The following is a 12,710-nucleotide window of genomic DNA, read 5'->3' as shown; positions in this document are numbered from 1 at the left end:
GTCCTTACCGAGGACCTCGTCGGAAGGTCGCGCGTGATCCGGCGAGAATAAGCGGATGGAGCCTGCACCCGACGCGATCGCGCGCCTTCTCGCGAACCCGGGCGGCCTGCCAGCGGCCGCGGTGCTGCCCGCGCTCCGCGAGGCGCTGCGCGCACGCGGGGTCGCCGTGGTCCAGGCGCCGCCGGGTACGGGCAAGACGACGCTCGTCCCGCCCGCGGTCGCGTACGAGGTCGGCGGCCGGGTGGTCGTGACGCAGCCGCGTCGGGTCGCAGCACGTGCGGCCGCCCGTCGGCTCGCGTGGCTCCTCGGGGAAGAGGCGGGGCAGACTGTCGGCTACTCCGTCCGTGGTGACTCCCGGACGTCGAGGGCGACGCGCGTCGAGGTCGTGACGACCGGGGTGATGCTGCGGCGCCTGCAGCGCGACCCCGAGCTGGCGGGCGTGTCCGCCGTCGTGCTCGACGAGGTCCACGAGCGCCACCTGGACTCTGACCTGGTCCTTGCGATGCTCGTGGACGTGCGCGCCGCGCTGCGCCCGGACCTTGCCGTCGTCGCGATGTCCGCGACCGTCGAGGCAGGCCGCACCGCCGCGCTGCTCGGGGACGACGCCGCACCCGCAGTGGTCGTGTCCGCGGAGGCCGCGCTGCACCCGGTCGACGTCGAGTGGCGCCCGCTCCCGGCCCGCGCGAGGAGGATGGACGAGCGTGGGGTGACCCCGGCGTTCCTCGACCACGTCGCCGCGACCGTCGTCCAGGCCGCGGCGGAGCGCGAGGGGGACGTGCTCGTGTTCGTGCCGGGCGTGCGCGAGATCGACCAGGTCGTGCGACGCCTCACGAGCGCGGGGCTCGACGCCGCCGTCCTGCCGCTGCACGGCCGCCTGCCGGCCGATCGGCAGGACGCCGCGCTCATGCCGGGCGGCCGCCGCCGCGTCGTCGTGTCGACCGCTGTCGCCGAGTCGTCGCTGACCGTCCCGGGCGTGCGTGTCGTCGTCGACGCGGGGCTCTCGCGCGAGCCGCGCACGGACCTGCGGCGTGGGCTCGCCGGGCTCGTCACCGTCTCGGTGAACCGCTCCTCCGCCGAGCAGCGCGCGGGCCGCGCCGGCCGCGAGGCGCCCGGCGCGGTGTACCGCTGCTGGTCGCCCGAGGACCATGCCCGTCTGCCGGAGCACCCGACGCCCGAGATCCTCACGGCGGACCTCACGTCGTTCCTCCTCGAGACGGCGTGCTGGGGGAGCGAGCTCACGTCGCTCGCGCTCCTCGACCCGCCACCCGAGGCGGCCGCAGCCGTGGCCCGCGAGACGTTGACGATGCTGGGCGCGCTCGACGACGCCGGGCGCGTCACCGAGCGTGGACGGCGCGTCGCGTCGGTCCCGACGGACCCGCGGCTCGCGCGTGCCCTGCTCGACGCGAGCGACGTCGTCGGGCCGAGGCGTGCGGCTGAGGTGGTCGCGCTGCTCGATCAGGACGTCCGCCGGGGCGACGCCGACCTCGTCGCGGCGCTGCGCGACGTCCGCCGAGGCGGCCCGGGAGCGCACGAGTGGCGTGCTTCTGTGCGGCGGCTCGAGGAGCACGGCCGGGCAGCGCGGGGGAGGGGTGAGGGCAGCGGGTCCGAGCGCCTGACCGACGACCTCGCGACCGGCCTCGTCGTCGCGCTCGCGCACCCCGAGCGCGTCGCCCGGCGTCGCCGGGCCGGTGGTACGTACCTCATGGTCGGCGGCACGGGCGCGGCGCTGCCCGACGGAGCAGGTCTCGCCGCGTACGAGTGGCTCGCCGTTGCAGACGCGGACCGCGCCCCCGGGCGCCGCGACGCGTACGTGCGCGGTGCCGCACCGCTCGACGAGGACCTCGCGCTCGCCGCAGCCGGGGCCGCACTCGCGGAAGACGCGTCGGTCGCGTGGACGGACGGCCGCGTCGTCGCGCGGCGCACGACGTCCCTCGGCGCGATCGAGCTGACGAGCGAGGCCTGGAAGCCGTCCCCCGAGCAGGTCGCCGGCGTCGTGCGGGATGCGATCGCACGGGACGGCCTCGACGTGCTGCCGTGGAGCGTTGCAGCGCGCTCGCTGCGTGCGCGGCTCGCCGTCCTGCACGGCGCGCTGGGCGAGCCGTGGCCCGACATGTCCGACGCCGCGCTCCTCGACTCGCTCGACGCGTGGCTCGGACCGTCGCTCGCGCGTGTCCGCACGGCCGGCGACCTGCAGCGCGTCGACGTGCTCGGCGGGCTGCGCACCCTCCTGCCGTGGCCGCAGGCCGGACGGCTCGACGAGCTCGTGCCCGAGCGGATCGAGCTGCCCTCGGGTTCGACGGCGAGCGTCGACTACGCGGTCGTCGACGTCGCGAGCGGCGACGCCGCGTCGCAGCAGCCCGTTCTTGCCGTCAAGGTCCAGGAGGTCTTCGGCTGGAGCGAGACGCCGCGCCTCGCCGACGGCCGTGTCCCGCTCCTGCTGCACCTGCTCTCGCCGGCGCGTCGGCCCGTCGCCATCACCGCGGACCTGCGGTCCTTCTGGGACGGTCCGTACCGCGGCGTGCGCGCCGACATGCGCGGCCGCTACCCGAAGCACGACTGGCCCGAGGACCCGTGGACCGCCGTGCCGTCGACCGGCGTGCGCCGCACCCGACCCTCAGGTCGGTAGCATCTAGGGGTGTGCGTCTCGCGACGCACGCACGCACACCGGTGAGCGATCACCGCCGATCCAGCACCGCGCCCCGCAGCGCGCCCGCACCCGAGGAGAACCCTGTGTCCGAGTCACCGCTCGAGAACGTCACCCTGACCGTCGACGGCGTCGAGACCACGGTGACCACGGGCACGACGGGCGCGGACCTGTTCGCCGACCGCCGCGAGGTCGTCGTCGTCCGCGTCGACGGTGAGCTCAAGGACCTCGACACGGTCCTCGTGGGCGGCACGGCCGTCGAGGCCGTGACGATCGACTCCGAGGACGGCCTCGCCGTGCTGCGGCACTCCGCCGCCCACGTCATGGCCCAGGCAGTCCAGCAGGTCAACCCGGACGCGAAGCTCGGCATCGGCCCGCCCATCAAGGACGGCTTCTACTACGACTTCGACGTCACCGAGCCGTTCACCCCCGACGACCTCAAGGCGCTCGAGAAGGCCATGATGCGGATCGTCAAGGAAGGTCAGACCTTCCGCCGCGTCGAGGTCACGGACGCCGAGGCGCTCGAGCAGTGCGCCGCCGAGCCGTACAAGATCGAGCTCATCGGCCTGAAGTCCTCGAGCGCCGACGCCGCCGAGGGCGCCTCGGTCGAGGTCGGCGAGGGCGGCCTGTCCATCTACCAGAACCTCCGCCGGGGCGGCGAGGTCGCCTGGCAGGACCTGTGCCGCGGCCCGCACCTGCCGTCGACCAAGCTCATCGGCAACGGCTTCAAGCTCATGCGCTCGGCGGCCGCCTACTGGCGCGGCTCGGAGAAGAACCCCCAGCTGCAGCGCATCTACGGCACCGCGTGGCCGTCGAAGGACGAGCTCACCGCCTACCTCGACCGACTCGCCGAGGCCGAGCGTCGCGACCACCGCCGTCTCGGGGCGGAGATGGACCTGTTCTCGTTCCCGGACGCGATCGGCTCCGGCCTGCCGGTGTTCCACCCCAAGGGCGGCATCATCCGCACCGAGATGGAGAACTACTCGCGCCGCCGCCACATCGAGGCGGGGTACTCGTTCGTCAACACGCCCCACATCACCAAGGGGCACTTGTACGAGATCTCGGGTCACCTCGACTGGTACCGCGACGGCATGTTCCCCGCGATGCACGTCGACGAGGAGGTCGACGACGACGGCGCCGTGACGAAGCCGGGCCAGGACTACTACCTCAAGCCCATGAACTGCCCGATGCACAACCTGATCTTCGACGCGCGCGGCCGCTCCTACCGCGAGCTGCCGCTGCGGCTGTTCGAGTTCGGGACGGTGTACCGCTACGAGAAGTCCGGCGTCGTGCACGGTCTGACGCGCGTGCGCGGCCTGACGCAGGACGACGCCCACATCTACTGCACCAAGGAGCAGATGAAGGACGAGCTGGCGAGCACGCTCACGTTCGTCCTCGACCTGCTCGCGGACTACGGCCTCGACGACTTCTACCTCGAGCTGTCGACCAAGAACCCCGAGAAGTTCGTCGGCGACGACGCGATCTGGGAGGAGGCGACCCGCACGCTCGAGGAGGTCGCGACGGAGTCAGGCCTCGAGCTCGTCCCCGACCCGGGTGGCGCGGCGTTCTACGGCCCGAAGATCTCCGTCCAGGCGCGCGACGCGATCGGCCGCACGTGGCAGATGTCGACGATCCAGCTCGACTTCAACCTGCCCGAGCGCTTCGACCTCGAGTACGCGGCCGCGGACGGCACGCGCCAGCGGCCCGTCATGATCCACCGCGCGCTGTTCGGCTCGATCGAGCGCTTCTTCGGCGTGCTCCTCGAGCACTACGCGGGCGCCTTCCCGGCGTGGCTCGCGCCCGTCCAGGTGCTCGCCGTCCCCGTCGCCGAGCCGTTCAACGACTACCTAGCGGACGTCGTCGCCCAGCTGCGCGCGCAGGGCATCCGCGCAGAGATCGACGACTCGAGCGACCGCTTCGCCAAGAAGATCCGCACCGCGTCGACGCAGAAGATCCCGTTCGTGCTCATCGCCGGCGGCGAGGACGTCGAGGCGGGCGCGGTGTCGTTCCGCTTCCGCGACGGGAGCCAGGAGAACGGCATCCCGGTCGCCGACGCGATTGAGCGCATCGTCGCAGCGGTGCGCGACCGGGCGGAGGTCTGAGCTCGTCGTGGACATGACGGACGCGACCGCGGCGTCGGGAGCCCAGGCTCCCGACGCCGCGAGCGACCTCCCCGGCGCTCCCGACGGCTTCGGCCGGCTGTGGACCCCGCACCGGATGGTGTACATCCAGGGCGAGGGCAAGCCTGCCGACTCGACGTCGGGCAGCTGCCCGTTCTGCCTCGCCCCGGGGCGTTCGGACGAGGACGGGCTGATCGTCGCGCGCGGCGAGTCCGCGTTCGTCGTCATGAACCTCTTCCCCTACAACGGCGGCCACCTCCTCGTGTGCCCGTACCGCCACGTGAGCGACTACACCGAGCTCGACGACGCCGAGACCGCCGAGGTCGCGGCGCTCACCAAGCGCGCGATGACGGTGCTGCGCGAGGTGTCCGGCGCCCAGGGCTTCAACCTCGGCATGAACCAGGGCGAGGTCGCCGGCGCGGGCATCGCCGCGCACCTGCACCAGCACGTCGTGCCCCGCTGGTCGGGCGACATGAACTTCCTGCCGGTCGTCGGCAGGACCAAGGCGCTGCCCGAGCTGCTCGCCGACACGCGCGCGCGTCTCGCCGCGCGGTGGGCGCACGGGGCAGACTGACCCACGGCGACGCCGCGCGTCGCCACGTCCCGGACGGGACGACACCAGGGGCTTCACGCTCCGAGAGGAAGGACCACCGTGCTCGACCACCTGCGATCCGGAGTGACCAAGGTGCTGGGACCGCTCGCGCGGCTCCTGCTGCGGATCGGCGTGACGCCGGACATGGTGACGATTGCGGGCACCCTGGGTGTCGTCGCCGTCGCGCTGTGGCTCTTCCCGACCGGCCACCTCGTCGCGGGCACCTGGACGATCGCGGTCATCGTGTTCACCGACGCTCTCGACGGGATCATGGCCCGCGAGTCCGGCCGCGCCGGGCCCTGGGGCGCCTTCCTCGACTCGACGCTCGACCGGCTCGCCGACGCGGCGATCTTCGCGGGCCTGCTCCTGTTCTTCCTCGACCAGGACGACCGCGCGGGTGTCCTCGTGGCCCTCGCGTGCCTCGCGCTCGGCGCCGTCGTGCCGTACGCCCGCGCACGCGCCGAGGGGCTCGGCATGACGGCCGCGGTCGGCATCGCCGAGCGCGCCGACCGCATCGCGCTCGCGCTCGTCGCGACGCTCGCCGTCGGCTACGGTGCGCCGCGCGTCGTCCTCGTCGTGGCGCTCGGCGTCCTCGCGGCCGCCGCAGCGGTGACGATCGTCCAGCGCATGGCGCACGTCCACGGCCAGGTCCGTGCGGGCGGCGGCCGTCTCCCGGGCGCACCCGTGAGCGACGCCGAGGCAGGCCGATGAGGGTTCTCGACGCAGGCCGGGCCTTCCAGCTCGCGTGGGACGTCCTCGGGCACCTGCCCGGCGGGCTCGTGCGCGGCATGTTCGACGTCGCAGGTGTCGCCGCGTGGGCGCTGCACGGGTCCGGAGTCCGTCGGCTGGAGGCCAACTACGCGCGCGTCCGCCCGGAGATGTCGCCGCGCGAGGTGCGTCGTCTGTCTCGTGCGGGGATGCGGGCGTACATGCGCTACTACGCCGAGGTGTTCACGCTGCGCGCGATGACGCCGGAGCAGCTCGAGGCTCGCGTGCGGCTCGTCGACGAGGAGAACGTGTTCGGCCCGCGCGCCGAAGGGAGGTCCGTCGTCGCCGCGCTCGCACACATGGGCAACTGGGACCTCGCGGGCGCGTACTCGGGCTCGCACATCATGCCCGTCGTCACGGTTGCCGAACGGCTCGAACCACCGCGGCTCTACGAGGAGTTCCTCGAGTTCCGGCAGAGCCTCGGCATGACTATCCACACGCTCGGGGACGACGGCGTGTTCGGCCGTCTTCTGCGGGCCACGCAGGCGGGCGGCTCGCTCGTCCCGCTGCTCGCCGACCGTGATCTCACGGCCCGCGGGCTCGAGGTGGACATGTTCGGACGCCGCGCACGTGTTGCCGCGGGGCCTGCGGCCCTCGCCGTCGCGACGGGCGCCCCGCTCCTGCCGATCGCGATGTGGCACGAGCGGCTCACGGGGGAGCGGCGTCGTCGCGCAGGCACCCCGTGGGGGCTCGTCATCCAGTTCCACCCGGCGGTCGAGGTCGACGCGGAGCTGCCGCGCCGCGAGCGCACCCTCGCCATGACGCAGGCATGGGTCGACGCCCTCGCGTCGTCGATCGCCGAGCGCCCCGAGCAGTGGCACATGCTGCAGCGCGTCTTCGTCGAGGATCTCGACCCCGAGCGCTACGCCCGCACGACCGCGGCCGCCGCCTCCACCGAGGCCGACGCCGCCGAGACGCAGGAGGAACGATGACCGAGAGCCCCCAGGGGGTCGTCCCCGGCCGCAGGCTGCGGATCGGGATCGTCTGCCCGTACTCGTTCGAGGCGCCGGGCGGTGTGCAGTTCCACGTCCGCGACCTCGCGGAGGCGCTCATCGCGCAGGGGCACGAGGTCGGTGTCCTGGTCGCGGCCGACGACGACACCGAGCTCGCGCCCTACATGACCTCGGCCGGCGGGGCGATCCCGCTGCGCTACAACGGCTCGGTCGCCCGCATGACGTTCGGCCCCGTCGCGGCTGCGAAGGTGCGCCGCTGGCTCGTGCAAGGCGACTTCGACATCCTGCACCTGCACGAGCCCGTCACGCCGTCGCTCAGCATGCTCGCGCTGTGGATCGCCACGGGTCCGATCGTCGCGACCTTCCACACGTCGATGCCTCGCTCGCGCGCCCTCCAGGTCGCGTACCCGTTCGTGCGGCCTGGCCTCGAGAAGATCGACGCCCGCATCGCCGTCTCGGAGGACGCGCGTCGCACCTCGACGGAGCACCTGGGCGGCGACGCCGTCGTCATCCCGAACGGCGTGTACGTCGAGCCGTTCGCGAACGCCCAGCCCGACCCGCGATGGACCGGCACCCCGGAGCGTCCGACGATCGCGTTCCTCGGCCGGCTCGACGAGCCGCGCAAGGGCCTGCCCGTGCTCACCTCGGCGATCCCCGCGGTGCTCGAGAAGATCCCCGGCGCGCGCTTCCTCGTGGCCGGTCGCGGCGACCAGGGCAAGGCCGACGCGATCGCGGCGCTCGGCGAGCACGCGAGCGCCGTCGAGTTCCTCGGCGGCATCTCCGACGAGGAGAAGGCCGCCCTGCTGTCGTCCGTCGACGCGTACGTCGCCCCGCAGACCGGTGGCGAGAGCTTCGGCATCGTCCTCGTCGAGGCGATGAGCGCAGGCACGTGCGTCGTCGCGAGCGACCTGGGCGCATTCCGCCGCGTCCTCGAGGAGGGCGAGGCCGGCGTCCTGTTCCGCAACGGCGACGGCGCGCACCTCGCGGAGGTGCTCGTCGGCGTCCTGCGCGACCCCGAACGGCGCAAGAAGGTCGTCGCCGTCGCGTCCGAGGCCGTCCAGCGTTACGACTGGTCGGTCGTCACCCGCGAGGTGCTCACCGTCTACGAGATGGTCCTCGCCGCGTCCGAGGCCACGGTCCGCGTCACGGAGGACCCGCGCTCGCGCCGAGCCGGACGTCTCACCAGGGAGGTCGGATCATGACGTGGTCCGAGGTCGTCGTCATCCTCGTCGCGATCATCACGATCGGCGTCGTCGTCGCCTGGCAGGCTGCGACGCGTCTCGACCGGCTGCACCGCAAGGTCGTCGCGTCGCGCATCGCGCTCGACGCGCAGCTCGTGCGCCGGGCAGGCGCCGCGCACGCCCTCGCGACGTCCGGCGTGATCGACCCCGTGAGCGCCCTCGTGCTCGCGGACGCCGTCATCGCGACCGACGCCGCGCAGGGGGACCGCGAGCTGCTCGTCGCGGTCCCGGACCTCGCTGAGCTCGTCGACGAACGCTCCCGCCGCGGGGCCGACGTCGAGGGAGAGCTCGTCCACGGTGCGGCTCCTCCGCGCGTGATCGGCGAAGCCCTCGCCGAGGGCCTCGGCGAGGTGCGCACGCACGCCGAGTCGAACCTGTCCGCCGCGCTGCGCGCCGTCCTCGCTGACAGCGACGAGGTCGCAGAGCTGCGCTCGACGGTCGAGGGCGCCGAGATCCTCGACGACCTGGCGTCCGCCTGGTATCGCGTCCAGCTCGCTCGCCGCTTCCACAACGAGGCGGTCGCCCAGGCGCAGCGCGTGCGCGCCAAGCGCGGGGTGCGCGTCCTGCGGCTGGCGGGTCGTGCGGCGATGCCGGAGATGGTCGAGTTCGACGACGTCTGGCCCGCGGAACTTCCCCGACCCGGCCGCGGAGCGGTGTCCGCCGGCAGGTAGTATGACGCGCCGGCCCGACCGGGCCGGATTCAGGTCGAAATGTGATGAGGTGTGCTGTGCCCAGCGAAACGTTTGCTGACTCGGGTGCTTCGCCGTCGGTCGGTTCTGCTCGCGTCAAGCGCGGCATGGCCGAGATGCTCAAGGGCGGCGTCATCATGGACGTCGTCACGGCCGAGCAGGCGAAGATCGCCGAGGACGCCGGAGCGGTCGCCGTCATGGCGCTCGAGCGAGTCCCCGCGGACATCCGTGCGCAGGGCGGCGTGTCCCGCATGAGCGACCCCGACATGATCGAGTCGATCATCGACGCGGTGTCGATCCCCGTCATGGCGAAGGCCCGCATCGGCCACTTCGTCGAGGCGCAGGTGCTGCAGTCGCTCGGCGTCGACTACATCGACGAGTCCGAGGTGCTCACGCCCGCCGACTACGCGAACCACATCGACAAGTGGCAGTTCACCGCGCCGTTCGTGTGCGGCGCGACGAACCTGGGTGAGGCGCTGCGGCGCATCACCGAGGGCGCCGCGATGATCCGCTCGAAGGGCGAGGCCGGTACCGGCGACGTCTCGAACGCGACGACGCACATGCGCACCATCCGCGCCGAGATCAAGCGTCTGTCGAGCCTCCCCGAGGACGAGCTGTTCGTCGCCGCCAAGGAGCTCGCAGCGCCGTACGAGCTCGTCAAGGAGGTCGCGGAGGCGGGCGCGCTGCCCGTCGTGCTGTTCACCGCAGGCGGCATCGCCACCCCGGCCGACGCCGCGATGATGATGCAGCTCGGCGCGCAGGGCGTGTTCGTCGGCTCCGGCATCTTCAAGTCCGGCAACCCCGCGCAGCGCGCGGCGGCGATCGTCAAGGCGACGACGTTCTACGACGACCCCGACGTCATCGCGCAGGTGTCGCGCGGCCTCGGCGAGGCCATGGTCGGCATCAACGTCGACGACATCCCCGTCCCGCACCGCCTCGCCGAGCGCGGCTGGTGACCTCGGAGCCCGACGCCACCGTGGCCAACGTCGACAACGACGGCGGTCGCGGCGGCACCACCTCGCTCGGGGCCGACTGGACCGTCGGCCCCGACGGGGTGCGCTTCCGACGCGCCGCGCGCGTCCTCGTGATCGACGACGAGGGCCGCGCGCTCCTCGTCCGCGGTCACGACCTCGACCAGCCCGAGCGCTCGTGGTGGTTCACCGTCGGCGGCGGCATCGACGCGGGCGAGTCGCCACGCGAGGCGGCTGCACGAGAGCTCTGGGAGGAGACCGGCATGCGGGTCGCCCCGGGCGACCTCGTCGGACCCGTCGTCGAGCGTGACGCCCTCTTCCACTTCCTGCGTGAGAGCTGCCGCCAGCAGGAGGTCTTCTTCCTCGTGCGCGTGCCTGGACACGGCGTCGACCCGTCGGACGCCGGCTGGACCGACACCGAGCGCGAGCTTCTCGACGAGCTTCGCTGGCTCACGACGGCGGAGCTGCGCGCCCAGGACGTCGAGGTGTTCCCCGAGTCGCTCGCCGACCTCGTCGACGAGCTCGCCGCCGGGTGGGACGGCGTCGTGCGGAGCCTCGGGATCCAGAGCGAGGGCTGAGGCCGCTCGCTCCTCTCAGGCGGCTCGGTCCGTCAGGGCGACGCCCTGACCGGACCGGCGGCTCTTGATCTCGTACGCCACGAGGAGCAGCCCGATCCACAACGGTCCGACGACGACGGCCGTGCGGTAGTCCGGCGACAGTGCCATGAGCACGACGACGCCTGCGAGGAACACGAGCACGACCCACGTCGTCACCCTGCCGCCGGGCAGCGGGAACGCGAGCCGGCGGGCTGCGTCAGGGCCGATGCGACGTCGGAACTTGCGCTGCGTGACCACGATCATCGACCAGTTGACGACGCCCGCGATCGTGGCGATCGCCATGAGGTAGCGGAACGCGAAGTCGGGCCAGACGGACACGACGACGACCGCGACGGCCGTGACGGCCGACGAGACGAGGACGCCGTAGACCGGCACCCCGTTGCGCCCGACGCGTCCGAGGAACGCTGGTGCGCTGCCCTGGTGCGCGAGCGTGTGCAGCATGCGGCCGTTCGAGTACAGCGCCGAGCTGTACACCGACATGACGGCCGTGAGGACGACGAGGTTGAGCACGTGCGCCGCGCCCGCGACGCCGACGCTGTCGAAGATCTGGACGAACGGGCTCGTCGTGCCGTCGATCGTCGCCCACGGCACGACCGCCATGATCACCGCGAGCGCGAGCACGTAGAACAGCAGGATGCGCCAGATGACCTGGTTGATCGCGCGCGGGATCGTGCGGCCCGGGTTAGCGGCCTCGCCGGCCGTGATGCCGACGAGCTCCGCACCGCCGAACGAGAACATGACGACGACGAGCGCCAGCACGGTCCCGGTGACGCCGTTCGGGAAGAGGCCGCCGTCGTCCACGAGATGGGCGAACGTCGGGTCGGGCAGGGCGGGGTTGTCGTTGATCGACATCACGACCACGACCACGCCGAGGACGATCATCCCGATGACGGCGACGACCTTGATGAGCGCGAACCAGAACTCGAACTCCCCGAACGCCCTGACGCCCACGAGGTTGATCGCGGTGATCGTGACGAGGAAGAACGCGGCGGAGACGGCGTTCGGCACCGAGGGCAGCCAGTAGGCGACGAACTTGCCGACCACGGCGAGCTCGACCATCGCGACGGCCACGTAGTTGAACCAGTAGTTCCACCCGGAGACGAAGCCCGCGCGCGGGCTCCAGTGCTTGTACGCGTAGTACGAGAACGCGCCGGTGCGGGGCTCGTCGACGGACATCTCGCCGAGCGCGCGCACGACCGCGAAGATGATGAGCCCGCCGACCAGGTAGGCGAGCAGGATCGAGGGACCTGCGAGGGAGATCGACTCGGCGGAGCCGTAGAAGAGGCCCGTGCCGATCGCGCCGCCGAGCGCGATCATCTGGATGTGCCGGTTCTTCAGCTCGCGGCGGAAGGTGCCGGGCTGGTCCGTACCGGGTCTGCCGGTCTCGTCGTGCTGTTCGCTCACGACGTCGCGCGAGCCCTTCATCCGCGCGGCGCCGGGGTGCCCGGCGCGTACGGGTCGACGGACCGGCGGTCCTTGTTCGCGGAGACGATCCACCAGACGGCTCCGGCGATGCCGAGCGTGACGCCGAGGCTCCCGAGGGCCGCCGCCACGAAGACGAGCCCGATCCCGGTGAGGAGCAGCGTCGCGAACGTCGGGACCGGGACGGCCTCGGTCACGAGCAGGTGGCCGATCGGGCCCGTCGTCTCCGTGGCCTCGAGAGAGATGAGGTAGGTGCCCGCGACGGACGGCGTGAAGTCCGCGACCGAGACTGCCCGGACACCTGCCCGCTGGGTCGTCGCGCTCACGCCCGTGGTCGTCCGCTGCGGCGCCCCGTCGGCGGACCGGACCTCGACCTTCCAGCTCGGGCCCTGGCCCCGGTCGATGCTCGTCGCCCAGATCGTCACGGGCTCCTCCGCTGCGAGCGTGATCGAGATCTCGCCAGGGGCCTCTGCGGAGGCGATCGTGTCGGGCCCGGGCTCGCCGTCGCCGTCGAGGATGCCGAGCGGGAGGGTGCGCGTGAACGAGACGATCCCCAGCACGAGAGCGACGAGGCCGAGGACGACGAGGGCGACGCCGACGCCGACGAGGATGCGCGGCCCGCGGCGGCGCGCCGCAGGTGCGGTCCCAGGGGAGGGCGCAGGTGCTGGGGAGGTCACCCAGCGAACCTAGCAG

General features: G+C 72.6%; 11 protein-coding genes. 9 read left to right on the top strand and 2 right to left on the bottom strand.

Going from position 1 to position 12,710, the window contains the following annotated elements:
* Window positions 1-55 precede the first annotated feature (55 nt).
* The 9 genes from hrpB (at window position 56) to ATL41_RS01860 (ending at window position 10,556) form a co-directional block, all read left to right on the top strand.
* A complete protein-coding gene (gene hrpB, locus ATL41_RS01900; RefSeq protein ID WP_098456954.1) occupies window positions 56-2,626 on the top strand; it encodes an ATP-dependent helicase HrpB in 2,571 nt (856 codons plus the stop codon).
* Between the two features lie 104 nt (window positions 2,627-2,730).
* Complete coding sequence (thrS, locus tag ATL41_RS01895) at window positions 2,731-4,746, top strand: threonine--tRNA ligase (protein ID WP_098456953.1); 2,016 nt, start codon at window positions 2,731-2,733, stop codon at window positions 4,744-4,746.
* Window positions 4,747-4,759: 13 nt separating this feature from the next.
* Window positions 4,760-5,338 (top strand): HIT family protein, encoded by a 579-nt coding sequence (locus ATL41_RS01890; RefSeq protein WP_098458870.1) that lies wholly within the window; start codon window positions 4,760-4,762, stop codon window positions 5,336-5,338.
* Window positions 5,339-5,416: 78 nt separating this feature from the next.
* Window positions 5,417-6,067 (top strand): phosphatidylinositol phosphate synthase, encoded by a 651-nt coding sequence (pgsA, locus tag ATL41_RS01885; RefSeq protein WP_098456952.1) that lies wholly within the window; start codon window positions 5,417-5,419, stop codon window positions 6,065-6,067.
* The gene (locus ATL41_RS01880; RefSeq protein WP_098456951.1) at window positions 6,064-7,056 is read left to right on the top strand and encodes a phosphatidylinositol mannoside acyltransferase; all 993 of its coding nucleotides are present in this window, start codon (window positions 6,064-6,066) and stop codon (window positions 7,054-7,056) included. Before pgsA ends, ATL41_RS01880 begins: the two co-directional genes overlap by 4 nt.
* A gap of 35 nt (window positions 7,057-7,091) precedes the next feature.
* Window positions 7,092-8,279, top strand: coding sequence for a glycosyltransferase family 4 protein (locus ATL41_RS01875; RefSeq protein ID WP_169924579.1), 1,188 nt, complete (start codon window positions 7,092-7,094; stop codon window positions 8,277-8,279).
* Window positions 8,276-8,989, top strand: coding sequence for a hypothetical protein (locus ATL41_RS01870; RefSeq protein ID WP_098456949.1), 714 nt, complete (start codon window positions 8,276-8,278; stop codon window positions 8,987-8,989). Before ATL41_RS01875 ends, ATL41_RS01870 begins: the two co-directional genes overlap by 4 nt.
* A 44-nt stretch (window positions 8,990-9,033) precedes the next feature.
* Window positions 9,034-9,963, top strand: coding sequence for a pyridoxal 5'-phosphate synthase lyase subunit PdxS (pdxS, locus tag ATL41_RS01865; protein ID WP_098456948.1), 930 nt, complete (start codon window positions 9,034-9,036; stop codon window positions 9,961-9,963).
* Window positions 9,960-10,556, top strand: a complete 597-nt coding sequence (locus ATL41_RS01860) for an NUDIX hydrolase (protein WP_245854561.1) — start codon at window positions 9,960-9,962, stop codon at window positions 10,554-10,556. The genes pdxS and ATL41_RS01860 overlap by 4 nt, the downstream gene beginning before the upstream one ends.
* Before the next feature lie 15 nt (window positions 10,557-10,571).
* On the opposite strand, the gene ATL41_RS01855 is transcribed toward ATL41_RS01860, so the two are convergent.
* Both ATL41_RS01855 and ATL41_RS01850 read right to left on the bottom strand, forming a co-directional pair.
* Window positions 10,572-11,999: an amino acid permease gene (locus ATL41_RS01855; RefSeq protein WP_245854559.1), complete on the bottom strand. Its 1,428-nt coding sequence runs from the start codon at window positions 11,997-11,999 to the stop codon at window positions 10,572-10,574.
* A 17-nt stretch (window positions 12,000-12,016) separates the two neighbouring features.
* Window positions 12,017-12,694, bottom strand: a complete 678-nt coding sequence (locus ATL41_RS01850) for a hypothetical protein (protein WP_098456947.1) — start codon at window positions 12,692-12,694, stop codon at window positions 12,017-12,019.
* Between the last annotated feature and the right edge of the window lie 16 nt (window positions 12,695-12,710).

The sequence above is a fragment of the Flavimobilis soli genome (genome assembly GCF_002564025.1).
In the GTDB taxonomy this organism is placed as follows: Bacteria; Actinomycetota; Actinomycetes; order Actinomycetales; family Cellulomonadaceae; genus Flavimobilis; species Flavimobilis soli.
Note: the sequence above shows the minus strand (reverse complement) of the source record. Positions and strands in the feature narration are given on the sequence as shown.